The 25418-nt window shown below is 31.1% G+C and carries 22 protein-coding genes and 3 riboswitches; of the genes, 18 read left to right on the top strand and 4 right to left on the bottom strand.

What is annotated here, in order from left to right:
* The first annotated feature begins 29 nt into the window (after positions 1-29).
* From J2Z42_RS07780 to J2Z42_RS07840, 13 genes are all read left to right on the top strand, one after another.
* Positions 30-1112 carry a sulfite exporter TauE/SafE family protein gene (locus tag J2Z42_RS07780; RefSeq protein ID WP_245331541.1) on the top strand — a complete coding sequence of 361 codons (1083 nt, stop codon included), beginning with the start codon at positions 30-32 and terminating at the stop codon, positions 1110-1112.
* A gap of 38 nt (positions 1113-1150) precedes the next feature.
* The gene (locus J2Z42_RS07785) at positions 1151-1861 is read left to right on the top strand and encodes a hypothetical protein (RefSeq protein ID WP_209702081.1); all 711 of its coding nucleotides are present in this window, start codon (positions 1151-1153) and stop codon (positions 1859-1861) included.
* 22 nt (positions 1862-1883) lie between these two features.
* Complete coding sequence (locus tag J2Z42_RS07790) at positions 1884-4184, top strand: heavy metal translocating P-type ATPase (protein WP_209702082.1); 2301 nt, start codon at positions 1884-1886, stop codon at positions 4182-4184.
* Positions 4185-4388: 204 nt separating this feature from the next.
* Positions 4389-5852 carry a nitrogenase component 1 gene (locus tag J2Z42_RS07795; RefSeq protein WP_209702083.1) on the top strand — a complete coding sequence of 488 codons (1464 nt, stop codon included), beginning with the start codon at positions 4389-4391 and terminating at the stop codon, positions 5850-5852.
* Between the two features lies 1 nt (position 5853).
* Complete coding sequence (locus J2Z42_RS07800; RefSeq protein WP_209702084.1) at positions 5854-7152, top strand: nitrogenase component 1; 1299 nt, start codon at positions 5854-5856, stop codon at positions 7150-7152.
* A 16-nt stretch (positions 7153-7168) separates the two neighbouring features.
* Complete coding sequence (locus tag J2Z42_RS07805) at positions 7169-7525, top strand: NifB/NifX family molybdenum-iron cluster-binding protein (protein ID WP_209702085.1); 357 nt, start codon at positions 7169-7171, stop codon at positions 7523-7525.
* Positions 7526-7554: 29 nt separating this feature from the next.
* Positions 7555-8856: an O-acetylhomoserine aminocarboxypropyltransferase/cysteine synthase family protein gene (locus tag J2Z42_RS07810; protein WP_209702086.1), complete on the top strand. Its 1302-nt coding sequence runs from the start codon at positions 7555-7557 to the stop codon at positions 8854-8856.
* A 41-nt stretch (positions 8857-8897) separates the two neighbouring features.
* The gene (hisC, locus tag J2Z42_RS07815; RefSeq protein ID WP_209702087.1) at positions 8898-9992 is read left to right on the top strand and encodes a histidinol-phosphate transaminase; all 1095 of its coding nucleotides are present in this window, start codon (positions 8898-8900) and stop codon (positions 9990-9992) included.
* A 14-nt stretch (positions 9993-10006) separates the two neighbouring features.
* Complete coding sequence (locus J2Z42_RS07820) at positions 10007-11095, top strand: iron-containing alcohol dehydrogenase family protein (protein WP_209702088.1); 1089 nt, start codon at positions 10007-10009, stop codon at positions 11093-11095.
* Between the two features lie 117 nt (positions 11096-11212).
* Positions 11213-11659, top strand: coding sequence for a pyridoxamine 5'-phosphate oxidase family protein (locus J2Z42_RS07825; protein ID WP_209702089.1), 447 nt, complete (start codon positions 11213-11215; stop codon positions 11657-11659).
* 28 nt (positions 11660-11687) lie between these two features.
* The gene (locus J2Z42_RS07830; protein WP_209702090.1) at positions 11688-13154 is read left to right on the top strand and encodes a nitrogenase component 1; all 1467 of its coding nucleotides are present in this window, start codon (positions 11688-11690) and stop codon (positions 13152-13154) included.
* A complete protein-coding gene (locus J2Z42_RS07835; RefSeq protein WP_209702091.1) occupies positions 13147-14478 on the top strand; it encodes a nitrogenase component 1 in 1332 nt (443 codons plus the stop codon). Before J2Z42_RS07830 ends, J2Z42_RS07835 begins: the two co-directional genes overlap by 8 nt.
* Before the next feature lie 48 nt (positions 14479-14526).
* Positions 14527-15015 carry a GNAT family N-acetyltransferase gene (locus J2Z42_RS07840; RefSeq protein WP_209702092.1) on the top strand — a complete coding sequence of 163 codons (489 nt, stop codon included), beginning with the start codon at positions 14527-14529 and terminating at the stop codon, positions 15013-15015.
* A 48-nt stretch (positions 15016-15063) separates the two neighbouring features.
* Here J2Z42_RS07840 and J2Z42_RS07845 read toward each other — a convergent pair whose 3' ends face one another.
* The 4 genes from J2Z42_RS07845 to J2Z42_RS07860 all read right to left on the bottom strand — a co-directional run bounded on the left by J2Z42_RS07845 (position 15064) and on the right by J2Z42_RS07860 (position 19370).
* On the bottom strand, positions 15064-15843 hold the full coding sequence (locus tag J2Z42_RS07845) for an ABC transporter ATP-binding protein (protein WP_209702093.1): 780 nt from the start codon (positions 15841-15843) through the stop codon (positions 15064-15066).
* On the bottom strand, positions 15840-16892 hold the full coding sequence (locus J2Z42_RS07850; protein ID WP_209702094.1) for an ABC transporter permease: 1053 nt from the start codon (positions 16890-16892) through the stop codon (positions 15840-15842). The genes J2Z42_RS07845 and J2Z42_RS07850 overlap by 4 nt, the downstream gene beginning before the upstream one ends.
* A 106-nt stretch (positions 16893-16998) precedes the next feature.
* The gene (locus J2Z42_RS07855) at positions 16999-18006 is read right to left on the bottom strand and encodes an ABC transporter substrate-binding protein (protein ID WP_209702095.1); all 1008 of its coding nucleotides are present in this window, start codon (positions 18004-18006) and stop codon (positions 16999-17001) included.
* A gap of 35 nt (positions 18007-18041) precedes the next feature.
* Positions 18042-19370, bottom strand: coding sequence for an O-acetylhomoserine aminocarboxypropyltransferase/cysteine synthase family protein (locus J2Z42_RS07860; protein ID WP_209702096.1), 1329 nt, complete (start codon positions 19368-19370; stop codon positions 18042-18044).
* A gap of 165 nt (positions 19371-19535) precedes the next feature.
* Positions 19536-19642, bottom strand: a riboswitch (SAM riboswitch).
* A 171-nt stretch (positions 19643-19813) separates the two neighbouring features.
* Positions 19814-19913: riboswitch (SAM riboswitch) on the top strand.
* Positions 19914-20091: 178 nt separating this feature from the next.
* Between J2Z42_RS07860 and J2Z42_RS07865 the strand changes: the two genes are divergently transcribed.
* The 5 genes from J2Z42_RS07865 to J2Z42_RS07885 all read left to right on the top strand — a co-directional run bounded on the left by J2Z42_RS07865 (position 20092) and on the right by J2Z42_RS07885 (position 25416).
* On the top strand, positions 20092-21555 hold the full coding sequence (locus J2Z42_RS07865) for a nitrogenase component 1 (protein WP_209702097.1): 1464 nt from the start codon (positions 20092-20094) through the stop codon (positions 21553-21555).
* A 2-nt stretch (positions 21556-21557) separates the two neighbouring features.
* On the top strand, positions 21558-22886 hold the full coding sequence (locus J2Z42_RS07870; RefSeq protein WP_209702098.1) for a nitrogenase component 1: 1329 nt from the start codon (positions 21558-21560) through the stop codon (positions 22884-22886).
* 58 nt (positions 22887-22944) lie between these two features.
* Positions 22945-23103 (top strand): DUF2292 domain-containing protein, encoded by a 159-nt coding sequence (locus J2Z42_RS07875; RefSeq protein ID WP_209702099.1) that lies wholly within the window; start codon positions 22945-22947, stop codon positions 23101-23103.
* A gap of 114 nt (positions 23104-23217) precedes the next feature.
* Positions 23218-23321, top strand: a riboswitch (SAM riboswitch).
* Positions 23322-23578: 257 nt separating this feature from the next.
* Complete coding sequence (locus tag J2Z42_RS07880; protein WP_209702100.1) at positions 23579-24475, top strand: ABC transporter ATP-binding protein; 897 nt, start codon at positions 23579-23581, stop codon at positions 24473-24475.
* Positions 24476-24597: 122 nt separating this feature from the next.
* Positions 24598-25416: an ABC transporter permease gene (locus J2Z42_RS07885; protein ID WP_209702101.1), complete on the top strand. Its 819-nt coding sequence runs from the start codon at positions 24598-24600 to the stop codon at positions 25414-25416.
* The last annotated feature ends 2 nt before the right edge of the window (positions 25417-25418 follow it).

Here is a 25418-nt window from a genome sequence, read left to right on the forward strand (position 1 = left end):
GTGTTAATATTTTAGAGTTCTTTAAAAATTTGTTTTTGCTTAAATATCTACCTAAGCTTGGAAATAATTCCAGCTATGTGCTGCTATTTGCATTTGGTGTATTAACTTCTTTTCATTGTATAGGAATGTGCGGTGGTATAGCAATATCTCAGTCTATTAAAAAAAATGAAATGAAGTTAAAAAACGGAAAACCTTATATAGCATTTATACCTTCATTACTTTACAATACAGGGAGAGTTATATCATATACCATTGTTGGCGGCATTGTGGGTGGACTAGGACGCATAATTAGTTTTTCAAGTGCACTTAGAGGAATTGTACCTATTATTGGCGGCATATTTATGGTTATTATGGCAATAAATTTGCTTGGAATTTTTCGCATATTTAGAAAATTAAATATAACAGTACCTAGTTTCATTGCTAAAAAAATTTATAAGAAAAATAATTATGGACCCGTTATCGTAGGCCTTCTAAATGGATTGATGCCATGTGGACCACTTCAAATAGTTCAGCTTTATGCACTGGGAACAAAAAGTGTATTAATAGGTGCGGCATCTATGTTCTTTTTTTCTATTGGCACAGTTCCTATAGTTTTTGTGTTTGGTGCTATAAATACAATTATCAATAGAAAATTTTCAACAGTGATATTAAAAGTTAGTGCTGTATTAGTGCTTACACTTGGAGTAGTTATGATTGGAAGAGGATTATCTTTGTATGGTGTATCTATGGGCATGAACAATATGGTGAGTAACTCAGGTGAAGGATTTTCAACATTACAAGGAAATGTACAAAATGTAAAAATAGAAGCAGGATCTGATAGTTTTCCAGCAATTGAGGTTGTAAAGGGAGTACCTGTTAATTGGAATATTCATATGGATGAAAAGAATTTTAATGAGTGTAATAAAGCTATTCAACTGCCAAAATATAAAGTCAAAAAGAGTTTTAAAGTAGGAGACAATATAATTCAGTTTACCCCTAATGAATCGGGTGAGTTCATGTATACTTGCTGGATGGGAATGATAAAAAGCAAAATAATAGTAGTTGATAATTTTAGTCAGTTAAAAGAAGATCAAATTAAGAATTCTAAAAGTATGAGTAAAAATAATAATTAGTTTAAAAATAATATTTTTAAGAGCGAAGGTGTTCATTAATGAAGAAAAAAAGATTAATTATAATAGGTGTTATTATAGTAATATTTATATCTATAATTGGTATTGTGTCATGGAATATAAAAAATAAATCATCAGGAGTGGCTTCTAATATAGATAATAAAGTTTCAAGTACTAAAACAAAACATAATACTACATTAAAAAAATCAAATAGTGAGAAATCCAATCAGCCTAAAGGTGGATCTATGGATAAATGTAAAATGGGATCTGACAATAAATCAAAATCCTCAGCAGCACCAGCAGTTCAGGCTCAATCTCAATCTAAAACAGCTTCACCAAATGCTGCAAGTTCTCAATCACAGACTTTTACAGGGTATATAACTACAGAGGATGATTTTGCAGCTGGACTTCATGAGGATACTGCAGATATGGTATACATGAAATTAATGGCAGAGGCTGGTTTGGGTATAACATTTCAGCAGAATGGCAAGTGGGTTTTTTATTATTTTGATGGTACAATTGCTACAAAAAATACAAGTGGTTCAGATGGAAAATGGGTTTTTGATGGTACAGGTTCACAGTTAAATGCATGGAATATAGTTGGAGCACAAGTTAAAGCTGGAAAAGGAAAAAGCCCTGTGCCTGCTACTGTGAAAGGAGTTTTAAAAGGGAATGCTGAGGTTAATCCCGGACCAGATACTGACGGAAAAAGCTTCCCTGTAATAACAGTAGAATCTATAAATGCAAACTAAATCATATGGGAGGTTTTAAATAATGATTAAAAATACTTCATTGAAAGTATATGGTATGACCTGTACTTTGTGTTCAATTATAATAGAATCTGCCGTTAGTGAAATTCAAGGAATAAAAAAAATAAATGTAAGTTATTCTACTGAAAAGGCTAAATTACAATATGATGATAAGGAAGTAAATTTAGATAATATAAAAGAAGAAATAAAATTACTTGGCTTTTCAGCAGAAGATTTAAATGAAGAAATAAGTAAGAATAACAACCTGAGTCGTGAACAGATTGAACGAAATAAACTGAGAAATCTACTTATAATTTCAACTATATTGAGTTTTCCACTAATATTAGCTATGATATTAGGCGGTGTTGGATTTTGTCACAGCAATTATGACCCTTCATCTGCTGGTAAATGGGGAACTTTTGTTGAAACTTTAAGATGGAAGGCATGGAATCTTCATAATTGGAAGTTTCAACTTACGATAGCTACTATAGTACAATTTATAATAGGTTTTAGATTCTATAAAAGTTCATTCTATGCACTTAAAGCTAAAGTATTTACTATGGATTTATTAGTGGTAATAGGAACATCTGCAGCATATTTTTACAGCGTTTATATAGCATTATTTAAAACATTAACTTACACGCTTGGAATGGTAAATTTATATTTTGAGTCTTCGGTTACTATAATAACCCTTGTGCTTCTTGGAAAATATTTAGAATCTATTGCTAAAAATAAAACTTCAAAAGCTATAGAATCTTTAATTAAATTAAAACCAAAAACTGCTAGAGTACTTAGAAATAATATTGAATCAGATATACCTATTGAAAAAGTATCTGTAGGTGATATTATAGTGGTTCGACCTGGTGAAAAAATACCTGTAGATGGAGTTATAATTAGCGGGAATTCTACTGTAGATGAATCTATGCTTACAGGTGAAAGTCTACCTGTAGAAAAGAAGAAAGATGATTTTGTAACAGGTGCATCAATTAATAAAAATGGAACTTTCAATTTTAAAGCTACTAAAGTTGGAAATGAAACTGTCCTTTCAAATATTATAAGTTTAGTAGAAGATGCACAGGAAAGCAAAGCCCCTATACAAAAAATTGCAGATAAAGCTTCGGGAATTTTTATACCGACTGTACTAATTGTAGCGACGTTAACTTTTGTAGTATGGTTTTTCTTTATATTTGATCATCAGATATTTTTAATAAATTTACCTATGATCTATGCGGTTTCAGTATTAGTAGTATCATGTCCATGTGCTTTAGGGATAGCTACCCCAGCAGCACTAATGGTAGGGATGGGAAGAGGTGCAGAAAATGGAATATTAATTAAAAATGGAACAAAACTTGAACAAGCTTGTAAAATAAATACAATAGTGTTTGATAAAACTGGTACATTAACTACAGGAAAACTGGAAGTTACAAATGTTATCACATTTAATAGCAATAAGGATAAAGACTTATTAATTATAGCAGCTGCTGCTGAAAAACACTCTGAACATCCTCTTGGACAATCTATATATAAATATGCAAAAGAAAAATTTCAAAATGAATTAAAAGAAGCAGATAAATTCGAAGCTATTCCGGGAAAAGGTATATCTGCGACAATTGAAAATGACTATATTCTTATAGGAACTAAGAAATTCTTAGATGAACATTCAATAGACTTAATAGGTTTAAATGATACTTTAACTAAATTTCAAAAGCAGGGTAAAACAGCTGTACTGGTGGCTATCAATGGACAGTTAGCTGGAGTTATTGCACTTTCAGATAAAATAAGAGATAATTCAAAAGAAGTTATTAAGTATCTAGAAAAAATGAATATAAAAGTTTATATGCTTACGGGAGATAATAAAACAACTGCTATTTCTGTAGCAAATAAAATTGGTATAGAAAATGTAATTTCAGAAGTTCAACCTGAAAATAAAGCCGATGAAATTACTAAATTAAAAGATGAAGGTAATGTAGTTGCTATGGTAGGAGATGGAATAAATGATGCACCTGCTATTGCTACAGCAGATATAGGATTTGCTATAGGTACAGGTACTGATGTAGCAATTGAAACTGGTGATATAGTACTTTTAAGAGATGATTTAAGTGCCTTGCCAAAATCAATAAAGCTATCTAAAATGACTATGAGAAAAATAAAGCAAAATTTATTTTGGGCATTTGTATATAATTTAATTGCAATACCAATAGCTGCTGCAGGTTATCTAAATCCAGTAGTTGCAGCTGCATGTATGTCATTTAGCTCTATATCTGTATTATTAAATTCACTAAGTCTTAAAAAAATGAAATTAAACCCTGTAAAACTGACTAATTGACTTATTTTTATGTAAATAATTTAAATGTATAGTAAATCTACACAATTATATATTTAACGACATATTGACAAAAAATATTATAAGTAGTAAAATTATATAAAATTTAAAATTTTTGCTAACTGGAAAACTGGAGGCATTAAGCAATATGACAATATATATTGCTTAATGCCTCTTTTAATTTTATAAATAAAAGGGGATGTAGAAATGGCAATTAATTTAAATACTGCAGTTACATCAACAAGAGAAAGCCGCCTTGGTGCTATTACAGGTTATAGTGGAGATTTGTACGAACTTTGTGGATCAGGCTGTAGAAATTTGAGCAATAAGGAAAGAGCATTTAGTCAATCTAGTTCATGCAATGCTGGGTGTGCATTAAACCAACTTGCAGGAATAAGGGATGTAGCTATAATAAATCATGCACCGTCAGGTTGTACAGCTATGGCAGCAAATAAAAGTGTTAATAATAGTCAAATGGCAGAAAAAAGAGGAATTATTAACAATACTGTATTTGTTGGAACTGACATGAATGAAGAAGATACAGTATTTGGAGCTACAGTAAGTTTAAAAGAAATAGCAAAAAAAATTTATGATAGGTATAAACCAAAAGCAATTTTTATAGGAACTTCGTGTGCAACAGGAATTATAGGAGAAGATGTGGACAGCGTTGTTGAAGAATTAAAAGAAGAAATACCTGTACCTATAGCAGCCGTTCATTGTGAAGGATTTAGATCTAGAGTATGGGCATCGGGATTTGACGCTTCGGATCATGCAGTACTTACAAGTATTGTAAAACCACCTGCCAAGAAAAATAATGTAATTAATTTTAAAAATTTTTATGAAAGTGCCAGACAGGAAATAACAGATATATTCTCAAATTTCGGGGTAAAACCTATATTTTTTTATCAAAATTCGACAGTAGAGGAATTGGAACATTTATCAGAATCCCTTGCTACAGTTTGTATATGTGGAACACTTGGAACGTATTTGGGTAATGGGCTTGAACAAAAATATGGAGTTCCATATATCAAAACCATAAATCCATTAGGTGTCACAGGATTTGAAACCTGGCTCAGACAAATAGGGAAAACTATAGGAAAAGAAGAAGAAGTGGAAAAATATATAGATCAGGAAAGACAAAAATATATACCTAAAATAGAAGAAGTAAAAAAACAGCTTAAGGGACTGCGTGCAGTACTTGGAATGGGACCTGGCTATACTTTTGAAGTATCAAGAGTGCTTCAGGAACTTGGAATTGAAGTAGTTTGGGCAGCTGCATGGCATTATGATAGAAAACATGATGGTGATAATAATCCACCTGCAGCAAAATATTTATTAGAGAATTCTCCTGAAAATATAAAGGTTAGTGTAACTGAACAGCAGAATTATGAAATACTTAATATATTGAATGAATATAAACCGGACATATACTTCTCAAGACATCCAGGAACTACTGTGTGGGCTATAAAGCAAGGTGTTCCTGCACTTTGTGTAAATGACGAATATATGATTTTTGGATATAGGGGAACATTGAATTTTGCTTATAGTGTACTTGATACTATAAAAAATAGAAGTTTTGAAAAGAATCTTGCTTCAAAAGTAAAGCTTCCATATACAGATTGGTGGTACAAACAAAATAGTGCTGCATTTTTGAAAGGAAAGGTGAAATAATATGGCAAAAATACTTGATCAACCTAGATATAAATGTGCTATGGCAGCTATGCAAACTGTACATGGTATAACCAGAGCAATTCCAATTTTACACTCAGGTCCAGGATGTGCTGAAAAGTTGGAAAGAGATTTTGGAACTTCTGGATATTTTTCATCTCACATATTCCCATGTACGAATATAAGTGAAAAGGAAATAATATTTGGAGGAGAAAAGAAACTTAAAGAAACCATAGAAAATGCTCTTAAGGTTGTTGATGCAGATATGTATGTAGTTTTAACTAGCTGTAGTTCTGAAATAGTTGGTGATGATTCGGAAGAGATAGTAAGATCATTTAAAAATTCAAAAAAACCTGTTATATATGCATCTACACCAGGATTTAAAGGTAATAATTATCTTGGACATGAATGGGTCATTAAGGCAATTATAGAACAATATCTAAAACCTTCAAATAAAAAAACAAAGGGGCTTGTAAATATATGGGCAGGAATTCCACTGCATGATCCATTCTGGCTTGGAAATTTGAGAGAGCTTGAAAAACTTGTTTCAGAACTTGGATTGATTCCAAATACGATATTTGGATATGGAAGGGGAATTAAGAATATAGATAAAATACCAGAAGCAGAATTTAACCTTTTGGTATCTCCATGGGTAGGAATTGAAAATATGGAACTTTTAAAAGATAAGTTCAATACACCATATTTGCATTATCCAGTATTGCCTATAGGAGCATTTGAAACTAGTAAATTTCTTCGAGCAGTAGGTGAATTTGCAAAAATAGATAGCGAAAAGGTTGAAGCTATTATCAAGAGTCATGAGGAAGAATACTATTATTACATAGAAAGGTTTGCTGACGTCTTTCTCGAAACACGTGTTATGTCAAAACGTTTTGTAGTAGTTTCAGATGCACAATATACTCTTGCATTAACTAAATTTTTAGTAAATGATTTCGGACTGTTTCCTTCAAAACAGTATATAACAGATAATACACCTGTTAAATATCAGGATAATATAAAAGGTTATTTTAGAGAATTAAATGATGGTATAGAGGCTGAAGTAGAATTTTGTACAGATGGATATAAAATAGATAAAGAAATTAAAAATACTGACTTTTTTGGATATCCACTTATCTTAGGTAGTTCCTGGGAAAAGAAAATAGCAAAGGAAACTAAGGCACATTATATTTCCATATCATGGCCTGTTTTTGAAAGACTTATAATAAATAGTTCATATGTTGGATACCAGGGAGGACTTAAACTTTTAGAGGATATATATTCTGTAGTACTTACAAGATTTAATTAGAAAGGGGTAGTGGGATATGTATAGAATTGCTGTTGCAAGTAATAATGGTAAATTTGTAGATCAACATTTTGGACAAGCTAATCATTTTTTTATATATGAAGTTAATGATAATGACTATAAATTTATAGAAATTAGAAAGCTGGAAAATACATCTGAAAATTTTAAAGAAGATTATGATAAATTTTCATCTATAATCAAATATCTTTCGGACTGCAAAATTGTTCTTGTTAGTCAAATAGGAAGAGGGGCTGAAAGATTTCTAAATAAAAATGGGATACAAGTATTTGATGTAGAAGAACCTGTAGATGATGCTATAAAAAAATTGATTAAGTATTATTTTAGAGTAAACAAAGTTAATAAATATTGTAAATAAAAAGATGAATATAAAAGGGATGATTAAGATTGTCGGAAGAACAAACTTATGGATTTGAAACACTTCAAATTAGAGCTGGATATGATCCTAAAAAACATAATTATGCATCTACAGTTCCAATTTACCAGACAGCATCTTTTAATATTGGAGATACAGATAGATTAAAAAGATTGAAATCTAAAGAAGAACATGGTTTTTTTTATACAAGAAGTGGCAACCCAACACTTGATATACTTGAAAAAAGGATAACAGCACTTGAGGGCGGAACCGGTGCTTTAGCAGTCGCATCAGGAATGGCAGCTGTAGCTTACTCTTTATTAAATGTAGCTGAAGGTGGAGGTGAAATAATTGCAATACATTCCATTTATGCAGGATCATACAATCTTTTAGAACATACACTGCCTAAATTTGGAATTAAGGTAAAATGGATAGACGATCCATATGATACTGAGTTATTTAGAAAAGCTATAACAAAAAACGCAAAGGGTATATTTATAGAAACAATAGGGAATCCATTAATTAATGTATTGGATATAGAAACTATAGCAAAAATAGCACATGAAAATAATGTTCCACTTATTGTGGATAATACGTTTGCAACTTCATATCTTTTAAAACCATTTGATTTTGGTGCTGATGTAGTTGTATATTCATCTACTAAAGCATTAGGTGGACATGGCTCTACACTTGGTGGATTAATTGTTGAAAATGGTAAATTTAATTGGGATAATGGCAAGTTTTCACATTTTACAGAACCTGATTATAAAGTTGAAAATAAAAATTTACTTGAGGTATTTCCAGATACTCCGTTTACAACTAGGGTAAGATTGCATTATTTATCTGAATTTGGAGCTGTTCTGAGTCCTTTTGATGCATTTTTAATACTTGAAGGATTTGAAACTTTATCTGTTAGACTTGAAAGAGAGGTTGAAAATACAAAGATTGTTGTAAATTATCTATTAAAACATCCACAGGTTTGCTGGGTTAGTTATCCTGATGTTCCAGATGAAAGAAATCATAATAATAGACAACTTGCAGAAAAATATTTTCCAAAGGGATCAGGGTCTATATTTTCTTTTGGATACAAGGGAGATCAAGAACATATTAATAAATTTTTGAATAACTTAAAGGTATTTAGTTTTCTTGTAAATGTAGGAGATTCTAAATCTCTTATTACACAACCTTCTCAAACAACACATTCTTCTTTAAGAGAGGAGGATAGAATTAAAGCTGGAGCTTTTGATAATGCTTTAAGAGTATCTATTGGTTTGGAAAATGTAGATGATTTAATTACAGATTTAGAGCAGGCATTTAAAGAATCAATAAAATAATTAGTAATAAGTTTATAATTATGAAAGGAATGAATATTGCGATGAATGAGTTAAAGCCAAGAAAAGCAGTGGATAATATAGAATCTTTCAAACCAGCTAAACCAATAGAAAATATAAAAAGAGAGTTTGGAATAGATAAAATTTTAAAATTATCAGCAAATGAAAATACAAATGGATGTTCAATCCTGGTAAAAAATGAATTGATAAAAGCACTTGATGAAGTATATGTATATCCTGACTTTAGGTGTTCTAAAATTAGGGAACTATTGGCTGATAAATACAAATTAAAATTAGAACAATTTGTTTTTGGAAATGGATCTTTTGAAATTATTGATTTAATTGGACAGGCATTTATTAATCCAGGAGATGAATCAATTATTTCTGAACCATCTTTTGGATGGTATAAAGTTGTAACTTTAAAAATGGATGGTATAGATATAAATATTCCTTTAAGAGACCATAAGGTAGATTTACAGGAAATTAAAAATAAAATAACTGATAAGACAAAAATAATCTGGATTTGTAATCCTAATAATCCTACAGGAACTATAGTGAAAAAGAAAGAAGTAATAAATTTTTTAGAATCAATACCTAAAGATATTATTGTAGTATTTGATGAAGCGTATTATGAATTTGTTACTGATCTTGAATATCCTGAAACTATAAATTTATTAAATGATTATAAAAACATTATTATATTACGAACATTTTCAAAAGCTTATGGATTGGCAGGGCTTAGAATTGGATATGGGATAGCAGATGAGTATATAATTAATTCTCTAAATAAGATAAGAGTACCAATCAATGTAAATGGGTTAGCTCAAATTGCAGCTGCAGCAGCTTTTAAAGATCAGAAATTTAAAGAAAAATGTGTAGAAAACAATATCAAAGGTAAAAAGTATTTTTATAAAATATTTAATGAATTAAAACTTCAGTACATCCCTACAGAAACCAATTTTATTATGGTTAATATAAGAAAAAATAGTGATGAAATAAGCAATGAGCTTTTAAAAAAAGGTATATCTGTAAGATCTGGTGCAGAATTTAATATGCCAACATGGATTAGAATTACGATTGGAAAAGAAGAAGAAAATAAATTATTAATAAAAAGTTTAAGATATGTTTTATCTGATTAAAGAAGGTGAAAAAATTGATAAAAATAAAGACTCCTAAATATTATATAAATGAATATGATATTTTACAAGATAGTGGAAAATACATCTTAAAGTTTGCTAATAATGTCCTTATTGTTGGAGGCAAAACATCATTATCAGCTACAAAAGGTGCACTCTTAGAAAGTTTAAAGTCTGAAAAAATAAAATATCATGTTGAGTATTTTCATGGATATTGCTCATTTGAAAATATTGATAAATTTGCTGAAATTGCAAAACAACTAAAGGTAAATGGAATAATAGGTGTAGGTGGAGGAACAGTAATGGATATAGTAAAGGCTGTTGGTGAAAAAATTAATATACCTGTAATTACTGTCCCTACCATTGCTGCAACTTGTGCATCATGGTCGGCTTTATCTGTAATATATGATGATGATGGAAAACATAAAGATTTTTATATATTAAAGAATTCACCAATTATTGTTTTAGCAGATACCAGAATAATTTTGGAAGCACCTAAGAGATATTTGAACGCAGGAATAGGTGATACAATTGTAAAATGGTATGAATATATTCCATATTTATCTAAAAACTATAATGATATAACTTTGAATATAGGACTTCAGATTTCAAAGTTGGCACTTAACATATTAGAAGACTATATTGAAAATTTAAATACACCAGATATTAAAGAATTAAGGTATAAAGATGTTATTGATTCTATATTTATGCTGGCCGGTTTAGTTGGAAGCATAAGTAGTGAAAAATCTAGGGTTGCAATAGGTCATACCATACATAATAGTTTGACTCATATAAAAGATACTAGAGAAACACTACACGGAGAAAAAGTTATTTTTGGTTTGCTGGTTCAATTTATTTTAGAAAAACGGAATAAAGAAGAAGTAAAAAAAATTATAAACTATTTGAAATTATTAAACCTTCCTATTACATTAGGACAACTTGGGATAAAAGAAAATGTAGATAGCAAAATATCAAGTATTGTAAATGGTGTAAAATTTGACAGTGAAAAAATAGATGGTCTTAATTTTAAAATTGATAAAGACTCTATCAGGGAAGCTATTATAAAGGTAGATGAGCTTGGAAGGGCAAGTTTAGAAAATGTATAGAAAGTTTTGGAGATGATTAAATGATCAAAATTCCTAAAAAAATAGAAAGACTTTCCAATGATAGATTTTTCTGATTGAATATATTATAGATATTAAAAGACAAGGGAGGATTATAAAATGAGTGAAATATTAAGTGAATCAATAGAATATATAGAACAATCAAAAGTGGGATTATTAATTACAGTAGGTGAGGATAGTTCACCTTATATAAGAAGTATAGGTGCTTTTTCAAATGATGGTGCAAATATATATTTTGAAACTAAGAGAGAAAGTAATAAGGTTAGACATATAAAGCAAAATCCAGTAGTTACATTTTATTTTCAAAATGAAGGACAAGCATATAACACATTTAAAAGTGTTGCTGTAACAGGAGAAGCTTCAGAAGTATTAGATGGAGTAGAATTTGATAATGCAGTGGAAGGAATAAGTAAAAGATACCCAATTATAAAAGATCAAATATCAAAGGGAGAGTTTAAAGATTCTTCAATATATAGGGTTAAGGCAAAGTTTGTAAAATTAGCTGATTATACCAGAAACCCTAAGGAGATAAAAGAAATAATTTAAGACAAGCTATAGAAAAAGGAGGATACCTATGAGTGTTGATATAGAAAGGGCTTCAGTACAAATTAGAGAACAGAGGCTTAGTTCTATTACTGGATATAATGGAACTGCTAGGGATTTGTGTGATAGATATGATAAAAAAGATCTTCATAATTGTGAAAGATCATTTACACAGTGTACATCCTGTAGTGCCAATCAGGTTATGAATCAGATATGTTGCATTCAAGATGCTGCTATTGTAGAACATGGACCAGCGGGTTGCAGCGGGGATATTCCAGGACGTAATTTAGTTAATAGATCAGGAAGAAAAAAGAGAAATTTACCTATATGTAATTTGAAGTATATAAATACAAATTTAACAGAAAAAGATATGGTTTATGGTGGAGAGAGAAAACTTGAAGATGCTATAAGAGAGGCAAATAAGAGATTTAAACCAAAAGCTATATTTGTAACTACTACCTGTGCTTCTGCAATAATAGGGGATGATATTGAAAGTATAACAAATAAAGTTGAGAAAGAAATAGGAATACCGGTAGTAGATATCTACTGTGAGGGATTTCGTTCTGCAATATGGGCAACAGGATTTGATGCTGCTTACCATGGAATATTGAGAAAAATTGTTAAGCCGCCTAGAATGAAAAAGTTAGATGAAGTAAATATTATTAATTTTCAAGGAAAAGATATTTTCACTGAGCTGTTAGGAAGAATTGGACTTAAAGTAAATTATATTGTACCATTTACAACTATAGAAGAACTCAGCCATATTTCAGAAGCAGCTGCTACGCTTCAAATATGTTCTACGCTTGGCACTTATTTAGGAGCAGGGCTAGAAAAATATTTTGGAGTACCAGAGGTAAAGGCGCCAGCTCCATATGGAATATCTGGAACAAATGCATGGCTTAGAGAACTTGGAAGGATAGTTCATAAAGAAAAAGAAGTTGAAAAACTTATAGAAGAAGAAAGAGAAAAAACAGCTCCTAAAATAGCCGAACTTAGAGAAAAGTTATCTGGTAAGAAAGTATTTATAGGTGCAGGTGCAGCACATGGACATGGACTTATAGCTATAGTTAAAGAGCTTGGAATGGATCTTGTAGGAAGTTGTACATGGCACCATGATCCTCTATTTGATAATGGCAATAAGAAATCAGATACTTTAAGAAATGATGTAAAAAGTTATGGAGATTTTAAGTTTGCAATTTGTAATAAACAATCTTTTGAATTGGTAAGTATGTTATATAAATATAGACCTGACATATATATAGCCAGACATACGGGAACTATATGGGCAACAAAACTAGGAATACCATCATTTCTTATGGGAGATGAACATTTTGGAATTGGATATCAGGGATTAATAAATTACGGAGAATTAATTTTAGATACAATAACAAATCCCTCTTTTGTTAAGGGAATAGCTGCCCATAACAAACTACCATATACTGATTGGTGGTTAAATCAGTATACATTTAAATTTTTAGGGGGTAAAAAAAGTGAGTGAATTGCTTCAAGAACCAAGACATTTTTGTGCGCTTGGGGCTCAACAGACAGTTATAGCAATAGAAAGAGCTATTCCAATTTTACATGCAGGTCCAGGATGTAGTTCTAAATTGTCTGCTGGCATGGCCGGTTGTGGGGGATATCAAGGAACTGGGTATGCAGGAGGAGATGCTATCCCATGCAGTAATATGACAGAGAGGGATGTAGTTTTTGGGGGAGAAAAAAGGCTAAGAAATCTTATAGAGAGTACTCTTAAAATAATTGATGGTGATTTTTTTGTAGTTCTTACAGGATGTACTTCTGATATAATAGGTGACGATGTTGGAAGTATAGTCAGCGATTTTCAGAAACAAGGGGTACCCATAGTATATGCAGAAACAGGAGGATTTAAAGGAGATGCATATAAAGGACATGAATTAGTACTAGAAGCTATAATTAATCAATATTTAAATCCTAAGGTAAATTCAGTGAAAAAGGTACCTAAACTTGTAAATATTTTTTCTTCAGTTCCAATTCATGATCCTTTTTGGGAAGGAGACTTGAAAGAAATAAAGAGGCTGCTTAAAAGTATAGGTCTCAATGCAAATATATTATTTGGATATAATAGTGGCGGCATAAATGCGATTAATGCTATACCTGATGCTGAATTTAATATTGTAATTTCACCCTGGGTAGGAGTAAGTACAGCAGAACTTTTAAAGAAAAAGTTTAATACACCATATTTACATTATCCTGTACTTCCAATTGGCGGAGTCGAAACTTCGAAATTTATACGAAAGGTTGCAGCTTTTGCGAATATAGATAAAAAATTAGTTGATGAAGTAATAAAAAGAGAAGAAAATGAATACTATCATTATTTAACTAGATTAGCAGATTTCCTTATAGAGTCCAGATATGACTTGCCAAAAAGATTTTTTAACATAAATGATTCAGCGTATACGCTTGCTATAAGCAAATTTTTAGTGAATGATTTAGGACTTTTACCCGGACATCAGTTTATAACTGAAGGTGTTCCTGAAAGATTTAAAAATATTATAAAGACATATTTTAAAGATATTGCACCGGGAATATCTTCTGATATAACTTTTTGTAAGGATGGAGGAATAATCAATCAAAAAATAAATAAATTTAATGAATATACAACACCATTAGTGTTGGGAAGTTCATGGGATGCAGATGCAGCATCACAAATTGATGGAATAAATTTAAGTGTGGGACTGCCTATAACAGATAGAGTTATACTTCATCATAATTATGCGGGATATTCAGGAGGACTGAATTTAATAGAGGATATTTATAGTAAAATATTGTCCAGACACAGCTAAATGCAATTAATAAAAATATACCTATGTTTTTATGAAAGGAGGATAATAATGGATATTAAAATTAGACAAATATCAATATATGATTTGGATGCAGTGGCAAAAATTGAAAAAATATGCTTTCCAGAAGCGGAAGCAGCTACAAGAGAATCCTTAGATCAGCGTATAAAAACATTTCCACACAATTTTTTTGTTGCAGAAGAAGATAAAAAAATTATTGGATTAATTAATGGATGTATTACTAATGAAAGTTCTATATATGATGAACTATATGAGGATTCATCACTTCATGTTCCAGATGGAGACTACCAGACAATTTTTGGACTTGATGTTTTACCGGACTATCGCAATCATGGAATTGCGGCACAATTAATGAATTATATGATAAAAATATCAAAAGCATCAGGTAGAAAAGGCGTCATTCTTACTTGTAAGAAAAAACTCATTCACTATTATTCAAAGTTTGGATATGTAAACAAAGGTATATCTAAATCAGTGCATGGTGGCGTTACGTGGTATGATATGATTTTGAAGTTTTAAAAGAAATGTCAGTAGATTTGTTTTTTACACAAATCTACTGACATTTCTTTAGTGTGCTGTAGCTATATGGAGATTATCTAATATTTTCTTTCTTAGCTCAATAAAAGCAGAGCTATTTCTATTTCTAGGTCTATCAAGTTTTACATCTACAATGTTTTCTATTTTACCAGGACGTGGTGTCATAACTACTATTCTATCACTGAGATAAATTGCCTCATCTACATCATGGGTAACTAGAACCATTGTAGTTCCTCTTCTTTCCCAGAGTTCAATTAATTTATCTTGCAAGTCCATTCTAGTAAAGGCATCTAATGCACCTAGGGGTTCATCAAGCAGGAGAACTTTTGGATTATTTATAAGTGCACGGGCAAGTGAAGCTCTTTGTGCCATACCACCTGATATTTGGTGGGGATAAGATTTCTCAAAACCTTCAAGACCAGTAAGTTTTATATATTCTGCCACGTCTGCTTTATGCTCTTTATAAATCTTCCTGGCTTTAAGACCTGCTGCAATATTATTTTCAATAGTTTCCCAGGGAAATAGATTAGCTTGTTGAAAAACATATCCTCTCTCAAAATTTGTACTTTTAATTTTTTCATTATCCAAAAATAATTCTCCACTTTGAGGTTTATCGAGACCTGCAATTAGTCTCATTAGTGTAGTTTTACCACAGCCTGAAGGACCTATAAATGAAATAAATTCTCCAGGTCTAATACTGAGATTTATATTATGGAGGGCTTCAACTAAGTTTCCGTTTGCATCTACATAAATTCTATTTACATTTTTTACTTTGATGGAACCATTGGTGGAAATCACACTTTTTGTCATTTTAATAGCCCCCTTTGCCAAATGAGAACTCTGTCTCTAATTTTAAATATAATAGCAAGTACAATAGAAAATACTATTGCCATTATTATTATTGCTGCATATACTTTAGCATAATTTGACCAGCCTTTTGCCCAATTTATATACCAGCCAAGTCCAGCTTTTGCACCTATCATCTCAGATACAACTAGTGTGGTAAAGGAAAGACCAGTTGCTGTATAAATACCAGTAAATATGGAAGGCATAGCACCTGGTATAGCTATTTTAAATATCAAGAATTTTTCATCTGCTCCTAAAGTTCTAGCAGCTTCAAAGTATGACTTATGAATGTTTTCAATACCACCACATGCCATAAATGCAACAGGAAACCATACGCAAAGAACAATTAAAAATACCTCAGAAATTAGGGCTGATGGAAATATCATCATTGCTATTGGTATCCAGGCTACTGCTGGAACTACGCCTATAATTTTAAGCACAGGGAAAAACCAATAATACCATTGTCTATACCAGCCTATTAAAACACCTGATGTCAATCCTAATATAGTACCGACAGCAAAACCTATAAATAATAGTCTTAGGGAGTATGCTGTACTTATGAGCAAAGTTTGCCAATCATCAAACATTGCTTGTAATATTTGTCCTGGACCTGGGAAGAAAGGCAGTGGTAATATATTAGTTTTTGTAGACAAAATATCCCACACTGAAAGTACAACGCCGCTAACAAAATAAAATTGAGATCTATGATTTACCTTTGCTTTTATTTTTTCGTTAAAAAAAGAAATAATATATTGTATTACTAAAAATGCTATAGAAAATATTAATACTACTCTATAGGGGGTAACATTAACTATTTGAACTGTTGGTAAAGCAATATTTATAATTAACGCTGCAATGAAAGCTGCAATTTGTAAAATCGGCCATATTTTTGACTGAGGCTTCCAGTTAACACTATCATGTACTTTAACATCTATTTTGGTATTTCTAAAATTTTCATCATCCTTTAAATCTATAACATCTTCGGATTTTGCAGATTGACTTGAAATATTCATTTTTTAATCACGCTCCTTTTAAATAACGAGATATTATAAAAGTTATCCTTTCATAAATATTTAAAAAAGGATAACTTTTTAAATATATAAATTACAAATTTTTGCCTTAGCTTTTACTTAATGCATCATAATAGACATTTTTAGTAAATGTACTAGGATCTGTATCCTTCTTTAAAAATCCAGTTTTATTTAATTGGCCTACAAAATAATTTACATCATCTTTAGCACCATCAGTAGTATATTTGAAGTCATAAGCTTTTATTAGTTGGGTAACTAATTTTACATCAGCAGCTGGTACATATTTTTTTTCAACTTCAATTTTTGCAGTTTCTTCTGGATGTTTTGATATCCAGTCATCGGCTTCTTTATATGCCCTTACGATTGCAGCAATTCTTTGTGGATTTTCTTTAATTTGTTTTTCAGAGGCATACAGGAAGCAGCAAGTTTTTCCTTTAAATAGAGGATCTGTTGCAATATCTGTTAAAACTCTAAAGTTTTTATTAATTTGAGCTTGTGTCCCATATGGATCCCATGCTGCAAAAGCATCAACTTCACCTTTGTCTATGGCCTGTTCAAGTTGATCAAGTGGATATGCAAGCCATTTAACGCCATTAGTAGGATCGATATTATTATTAGCTAAAGCAACACTTGTTATAGCCATAGGAGTTCCACCAATTTCATCTACACCAATTTTTTTACCTTTCAAATCTTTTACTGATTTTATTTTTGAATTAGGAGGGACTACTAATTTTATACAACCTTTATGAAGTCCTCCTACAACTTTAAGGTCAAGTCCCTGCTGAACTGATGGAAAGTACTGAAAATCACCATTTGCTACTGTAAATTTACCACTTGCGAGTCCAGCTTTTGCTTCTTCAAAATTTCCGCTTACTAGAGTTACATCTAATCCTTCTTTAGCGAAAAATCCTTTCTCTTTAGCTATATAAGCAGGAGCGCCACAGACACCACCGCCTAGAGCTTGAATTTGAAGTTTGCCATATTTATATTTTCCTGATGCTTGATTTGAAGTAGCAGTACTTTGTCCACATGCTGCAAGCACTGGAATTGAGGCTGCGATTAAAAAAATTGCAGCTATACTTTTAAATTTTTTCATAGTAGTCCCCTCATCTTTCTATATTTATAAATTAATTACTTTATTGCCTTTTCTAATTTTTTTGAGAAAGTTTTTTCAAAGGCTTGATCCAAATCATCTATCAAGTCCTCTGGATCTTCAAGACCTATTGAAAGTCTTATTGTATTATAAGGTATATCGGAAAGCTCCTTTTCTTCAGGGGTAAGCTCGCCGTGCGTGGTTTTAGGTGAATTTACAATTAAAGATCTGGAGTCACCTATATTGGTATGATAGCTAAAAAGTTTTATTGAATCCAGAAATTCATCTATTTCTGAGTCTGTTCCATTAATACCAAATGAAAATACTGATCCAGAACCTTTTGGCAAATATTTTTCTGAAAGTTTTTTATAAGGGCTAGTACTTAAAGAAGGATATTTTATCCATTGTACATTATCATTTTCTTGAAGATAACTTATTACTTTTTTAGTATTTGATAACTGTTTTTCAATTCTTTCAGATAGAGTTTCAAGACCTAAAAGCACAAGATATGCATCAAAAGGGCTTAAAGCTGCACCAAAATAATTCAAATAATTCATTCTTATTCTTGTTGTAAATGGAAATTCAGGAAATGTTTCAAGAAAGTTTCTTGGTTTATCATTACTATCTCTTAAAGTGTAATAGGGTTCTAAAAATTGAGGAAATTTACCATTTGCCCAGTTAAATTTACCACTTTCTAGAATTAGACCTGCAATTACATTTCCATGTCCATTAAGTGCCTTTGTAGCTGAATAAACTACAATATCTGCACCATATTTTATTGGATTAAGAAGATATGGAGTAGCAAGTGTGTTATCTACAATAAGTGGTATGTCGTGCTCATGAGCTACTTTTGCAATATTTTCTATATCGGCTACTACAGCATTTGGATTACTTATAGTTTCTACAAATATAGCCTTAGTATCTGGTTTTATCTGTTTGGCAAGTGCTTCAGGGTTATTTATATCACCAAATTTATCTATTTTGATGCCAAATTTGGGATATATTTTTTTGAATCCGTCTAATGTTCCGCCGTAAAGGTATGGAGTAGTAAGTATTCTACCACCATCTTCGGCTATATTAAGAAGTGTGTAAGTTATTGCTGCCATACCAGAACTTAAAGCAATTGCGCCAGCTGCACCATCTAAAGCTGAAACTCTTTTTTCAAGTATTTCAACCGTTGGATTGCTTAACCTGGAGTATATAAAACCAGGCTCTGAAAATGAAAATAATTTCTTTGCTCGTTTTGTACCACCTATATCAAAAGCAGCAGTTTCATATATTGGAACTGATACAGAATGATTGTGATCTTCAGAATTATAACCTCCTCTTATTTTTATTGTATCGAATTTTAAAGGTTTATTTGACATTATAAAAACTCCCTTCATTTAAATTATTTTTTATAAAAAATAAGAGGTTGCACCTTAATTAAGATGCAACCTCCAGTTTACTGGTCAGTTAATTAGTATTATTTAAATATTAGAATAAAAAAGTTGTTTTTCATAAGAAAAACAACTTAAAATTCAAGATTATTTTTCTCATCTTTCAGAAACATTCTGTTGGAATTAACACCATACATTTAAATAAAAATGCTGGTTGTCGGGTTTCACTGGGCCATTCCCTCCACCGCTCTTGATAAGAATTTCATATTTAATTTTATAAGAATAAAAATAAATTAAATACAATATATAATTTTTTTATCTTTTTGTCAATACAAAATTTATTTTTATTTGATAATTTTTAAAATACTAAATAGATAAAGGTATTGACATATTAAGTTTTATTAGTTATCATATTGTTAAATTAAATATTGTTCTTATCAAGAGTGGCTAAGGGACTGGCCCTATGATGCCCGGCAACCTAAAATATTTTATTGGTGCTAATTCCAGCAGGTAAAACCTGAAAGATGAGAAATGGAAAGTAAACAAGCTTCTTATAGTTTCTCTGTAAGAAGTTTTTGTATTTTAATTTTCAAATACAGTTTTTAATAATAGGTTTAGTTGACCAGATATACTGGAGACTATGCAAGTTCATTTATTGTACTTATGCATAGTCTTTTTTTTATTTAAGTTTTAGAGGGAGGTAATAATTTTGAGTATTAATATAAAGTCACCAGAAGTTGAAATTAGGGAAGCAAGACTTGGTTCAATTACAGGATTTTATGGAAACGCATCTGAGCTTTGCAATAAATCAAAAGAAGGAAGACTTTGCGACAGGAAACATTCTTTTAGCCAGTGTTTAGGGTGCAGTTCAGGTAATGCATTGTGTCAGTTAGTTATGATACAGGATGCAGTTGTTATAAATCATGCACCGCTTGGATGTTCAGCCGACTTTTCAGATTTTAATTTTACCAATAGAGTAGGACAAGGCAAAAGGAACATTCCATTTAGAAATGCCAGATTATTAAGTACAAATTTAACTGAAAAGGACACTATATATGGTGGAGGAGAAAAATTAAAAAACACCATAAAGGAAGCTTATGATAGATTTAAACCAAATGCAATTTTCATAACTACATCATGTGCATCGGGAATTATAGGTGACGATGTAGATACCATAGCTGAAGAAGCAGAAGAACAGTTAAAAATTCCTGTTGTGTATATTCCTTGTGAGGGATTCAAATCTAAAATTTGGACAACAGGTTTTGATGCAGCATATCATGGAATAGTTAGAAAGATAGTAAAGGCGCCAACTAAAAAGAGAAAAGATATGATAAATGTAATTAATTTTTGGGGCAGTGATATTTTTACTGATTTATTTGGAAGAATAGGTTTGAAGCCAAATTATATAATTCCATTTTCCACAATTGCTCAATTACAAAAGATGTCTGAAGCAGCAGCTACTGTACAAATTTGTCCTACACTTGGGACTTACCTGGCTGCATCTCTTGAACAGGAATATGGAGTACCGGAAGTTAAAGCACCACCTGCTTATGGAATACAGGGAACAGATAAGTGGTTTAGAGAGCTTGGAAAAATAACCGGCAAAGAAAAAGAAGTAGAAGAGTTAATTAAATCAGAAAAAGAAAGGATATATCCAGAGCTTGAAAAATTAAGAGAAAAATTAAAAGGAAAAAGAGCTTATATTACAGCTGGTGCCGCTCATGGCCACAGTTTAATTTCACTTTTAAGAGATTTGGGAATGGAAGTTGTAGGTGCATCTATATTTCACCATGATCCTTGCTATGATAATAGATCACAGGAAGGGAAAAGTCTGGATCATGCAGTTGAAACTTATGGAGATATAAATCACTTTAGTATATGTAACAAGCAAGCTTATGAACTTGTAAATTCTTTAAATAAATTAAAACCAGATATATTTGTGGCACGTCATGGCGGTATGTCTATATGGGGAGCTAAGCTTGGAATACCAACGTTTTTGATGGGTGATGAACAATTTGGATTAGGATATCAGGGATTATTGAATTATGGAAATAAAGTTTTGGATGTGCTTGAAACTCCAGAGTTTGTAAAAAATATTGCTGCTCATTCTAAACTTGTGTATACGGACTGGTGGCTTAATCAAAGACCTGATACTTTTTTGGGAGGTAAATAATCATGACTAAAGTAGTAGAACAACCTAGACATTATTGTACTCTTGGAGCGCAGCAATCTGTAATTGCAATAAAGGGAGCAATACCAATACTTCATTCAGGACCGGGATGCGGCGTAAAACTTTTTAGGGGACTTAGTAATGATTCCGGGTATCAAGGCACAGGATATTCTGGAGGTGGAACTATTCCATGCACTAATTCTACTGAAAGAGAAGTTGTATTTGGTGGAGAAAAGAGGTTAAGAGAGGTAATTGATGGAACCCTTAAGGTTTTAAAAGGTGAACTTTTTGTAGTTCTTACTGGATGTACATCAGATATAGTAGGTGATGATGTGGGACAGATAGTACGAGACTACAAAGATCAGGGAGTACCGATAGTATATGCTGAAACAGGTGGTTTTAAAGGTACAAATTTTAAAGGACATGAACTTGTAATTAAAGCTATAATTGATCAATTTATAGGAGAAAGAAGTCCGAATGTAAAAAAGGGTCTTGTAAATGTTTGGGCGTCAGTTCCGTATCAGGATAGTTTTTGGGCGGGAAACTTAAGTCAGATAAAATATCTTTTAGAAAGTATAGGACTTAAAGCTAATATACTATTTGGACCTGAGTCTGGAGGAGTAGAAGAATTGAATACAATACCGGACGCTGAATTTAATCTTGTAGTTTCTCCATGGGTTGGAATTGAAACAGCAGAATTGTTGAAGAAAAAATATGGTACACCTTATTTACATTATGCTGTGCCTCCTATAGGAGCTAAAGAAACCAGCAAATTTTTAAGAACGGTAGCAGAATTCGCAAAACTTGATTCAAGTAAGGTTGAAGATTTTATTAGAAAGGAAGAAGATAATTTTTACTATTACTTGGAGAGGTCAGCAGATTTTTTCCTTGAATTTAGGTACAGTATACCAGGTAGATTTTTTAATATAGCAGATTCTTTTTATGCACTTGGTATAAGTCAATTTTTGTTAAATGAATTGGGAATTATTCCGGGTGAGCAGTATATAACAGATGATGCACCGGAAAAATATCAAAAGGATATAAAAGATGAATTCGATAGGCTTTCACCTACTAGAAAATTTGAAGTGTTTTTTGAGGAAGATGGCGGAAAGATACATGACAGACTTAGAAAATACAATCATGGAACACATATTCCATTGATTTTAGGAAGCTCATGGGATAGAGACATAATTAAAGAATTAAATGCATTTGGAATAAATATAACTCTTCCTGTTATGCACAGACTTGTATTAAATGGAGAATACTTGGGATATAATGGTGGCTTAAGATTGATTGAAGATATATATGGAAATATACTAGAAACTTATAAATAAACAATAATCCTGGGTTTTTTATATTTAAAATTTTATTTGTTTATAGGGAGGGATAAAGGTGAATAAAAAAGGACTATATGCTAATAGTATTTCACAGCAGGATTTAAATAAATTACTTGATATGCTGAAAGTAATAAGATATGGTTCAATAACTTTGGTTATTCAGGATGGAAGAGTAGTACAGATAGATAAAAGTGAAAAAGTTAGATTGGTATAGATCAATATTTTGTAATACTATATTAACCCATAAATAGATAAAAATTTTAAATTTGTATTGACAAGTAAATTAAAACATTGTATAGTAAATATAAATTAAAATTAAATATATAAATTCTTATCAAGAGAGGCAGAGGGACTGGCCCTATGACGCCCGGCAACCTGGATTAATATTTCCAACGGTGCTAATTCCAGCAGGTAAAACCTGAAAGATGAGAAACCCTAAGGATATGACTTCTTACAGTTTCTCTGTAGGAAGTTTTTTAGTTTATAAATATTTCAGGAAAGTATCTAAAGAATAAATTTAGTATAGATTGGATGTGATTGAAAATAGAAAATAGTTATAGTTGTTAATAGAAATTTAGTTGATCAGAGAACTGAAGGCTAAGGTAACTCCATATGTTACTTTAGCCTTTTTAACATTTAGAAGATGACATAATATAATATGATAAAAAATTAAGGAGGCAGTTTTATTTATGAGTGTTGAAAGTATAGATAGAAAAGTTAATGTTGTGTCAGACTATAAAATAGTGGCTGAAAATGTTGGATATAAGTATCATGCTAAAAATCAGGATAAAGGAGATAAAAAGGATTTTGAAGCTATAAGGGGTATTAACTTGAAAGTAAAAAGTGGTGAATTTGTATCTATAGTTGGTCCAAGTGGGTGCGGAAAATCAACATTTTTGGATATTGTAGGAGGTCTTATAAAAGGTAATACAGGAAAGATATTTATTGATAATAAAGAAATACATGGACCTGCACTGGATAGAGGTATAGTTATGCAGGGATATGCACTTTTCCCATGGAGGACTATAGAAAAGAATATAGAGTTTGGATTAGAAATTAAAAAAGTTAACAAAAGTGAAAGAAAAAAAATAAGTGAAAAATATCTGGATCTAGTTGGATTAAAAGGTTTTGAAAATAGGTATCCGCATGAATTGTCAGGTGGTATGAAACAGAGAGTGGCTATTGCTAGAGCGTTAGCTTATAATCCTGAAGTATTACTAATGGATGAGCCTTTTGCTGCAATAGACGAACAAACAAAAGAAGAACTTCATATACAGCTGCTTCATATATGGGAAAAAACACATAAAACTATATTATTTGTTACACATAGTATTGAAGAAGCAGTATTTTTATCAGATAGAGTAGTTGTTATGAGCAAAAATCCTGGTACTATCAAGGAAATAATTGATATAAATATACCGAGACCAAGAGAAAACGGAGATATAAAATCATCTGAGGAATTTACAGTATTGAGACATAGAATATGGGAATTACTTAAAAATACTAAAAGTAAGAAAAAAATATCAGGTGAGGAAGCAGACTATAATGAAGGATTATATGATATACCTGAAAGTGCAGTAAATTAAATAAATCACATGAAAAATACCCGACTGGAAAACCAGAGGTTTTGAATAAAATTCCTGTTCAGAATCTTTGGCTTTTATTGTTTTGAAAAAATAAATTATTTATATATAAGGAGATATAAAAAATGAGTGAGTTGTTAAACGATTCTATAAAGCAAGTAGAAGAATCAAAAAATCATGTCATATTTACAAGAATCAAAAAAATTATATTTAATTTAAAACAGCTGCTGGGAATAGTAATATTTCTTTTGATATGGGAAGTTGTATCGCGTGCAGGAATAATTGATAGTAATTTTTTACCTCCATTTTCTGTAGTAATAAAGACCTTTTTTCAGATGCTTATTTCTGGGGAGCTTATAACTAATATTGTAGTTAGTTTAAAACGTTCTTTAGCAGGATTTGGGCTGGGATTGGCAATAGCTATTCCATTAGGTCTTATTATAGGTTCCTTTAGGAAGATTGAATTTTATATAGATCCATTGCTTCAATTATTCAGACAAACTTCTACTCTTGCGTTATTACCAGTTTTTATGTTGTTTTTTGGTATAGGTGAGATTTCTAAAGTTGCCATAGTTTTTTGGGGTGTTTGGTCTGCTATACTTTTAAATACTATTAATGGAGTAAAGGGTGTAGAACCTATTTTAATTAAATCTGCAAAATCCATGGGTGCTTCTCAATTTACAATATTTAGAAAGGTTATATTGCCTTCTGCATTTCCTTCAATTATAACAGGCATAAGACTTAGTGCAACTTCGGCAATATTAGTATTAATTGCTGCTGAAATGATGGGAGCAAGTTCTGGATTAGGTTATTTACTATATGATACTCAAATAAAGTATCAAATACCTAAAATGTATGCTGCAATTATTACAATGTCATTAATAGGAATTATTGTAAATTATATAATAGTAGCGTTTGAAAAGAGAATTACGAGATGGAAATAGTG

The organism is Clostridium algifaecis, from assembly GCF_017874415.1.
Classification (GTDB): domain Bacteria; phylum Bacillota; class Clostridia; order Clostridiales; family Clostridiaceae; genus Clostridium_B; species Clostridium_B algifaecis.

What these genes read in the sequence shown, in the direction of transcription:
- J2Z42_RS07795 (WP_209702083.1), top strand. Translation starts at nt 4,389, where the DNA reads ATGGCAATTAATTTAAATACTGCAGTTACATCAACAAGAGAAAGCCGC.
- J2Z42_RS07830 (WP_209702090.1), top strand. Translation starts at nt 11,688, where the DNA reads ATGAGTGTTGATATAGAAAGGGCTTCAGTACAAATTAGAGAACAGAGG.
- J2Z42_RS07785 (WP_209702081.1), top strand. Translation starts at nt 1,151, where the DNA reads ATGAAGAAAAAAAGATTAATTATAATAGGTGTTATTATAGTAATATTT.
- J2Z42_RS07860 (WP_209702096.1), bottom strand. Translation starts at nt 19,370, where the DNA reads ATGTCAAATAAACCTTTAAAATTCGATACAATAAAAATAAGAGGAGGT.
- J2Z42_RS07825 (WP_209702089.1), top strand. Translation starts at nt 11,213, where the DNA reads ATGAGTGAAATATTAAGTGAATCAATAGAATATATAGAACAATCAAAA.
- J2Z42_RS07880 (WP_209702100.1), top strand. Translation starts at nt 23,579, where the DNA reads ATGAGTGTTGAAAGTATAGATAGAAAAGTTAATGTTGTGTCAGACTAT.
- J2Z42_RS07885 (WP_209702101.1), top strand. Translation starts at nt 24,598, where the DNA reads ATGAGTGAGTTGTTAAACGATTCTATAAAGCAAGTAGAAGAATCAAAA.
- J2Z42_RS07850 (WP_209702094.1), bottom strand. Translation starts at nt 16,892, where the DNA reads ATGAATATTTCAAGTCAATCTGCAAAATCCGAAGATGTTATAGATTTA.
- J2Z42_RS07805 (WP_209702085.1), top strand. Translation starts at nt 7,169, where the DNA reads ATGTATAGAATTGCTGTTGCAAGTAATAATGGTAAATTTGTAGATCAA.
- J2Z42_RS07855 (WP_209702095.1), bottom strand. Translation starts at nt 18,006, where the DNA reads ATGAAAAAATTTAAAAGTATAGCTGCAATTTTTTTAATCGCAGCCTCA.
- J2Z42_RS07790 (WP_209702082.1), top strand. Translation starts at nt 1,884, where the DNA reads ATGATTAAAAATACTTCATTGAAAGTATATGGTATGACCTGTACTTTG.
- J2Z42_RS07800 (WP_209702084.1), top strand. Translation starts at nt 5,854, where the DNA reads ATGGCAAAAATACTTGATCAACCTAGATATAAATGTGCTATGGCAGCT.
- J2Z42_RS07845 (WP_209702093.1), bottom strand. Translation starts at nt 15,843, where the DNA reads ATGACAAAAAGTGTGATTTCCACCAATGGTTCCATCAAAGTAAAAAAT.
- hisC (WP_209702087.1), top strand. Translation starts at nt 8,898, where the DNA reads ATGAATGAGTTAAAGCCAAGAAAAGCAGTGGATAATATAGAATCTTTC.
- J2Z42_RS07840 (WP_209702092.1), top strand. Translation starts at nt 14,527, where the DNA reads ATGGATATTAAAATTAGACAAATATCAATATATGATTTGGATGCAGTG.
- J2Z42_RS07870 (WP_209702098.1), top strand. Translation starts at nt 21,558, where the DNA reads ATGACTAAAGTAGTAGAACAACCTAGACATTATTGTACTCTTGGAGCG.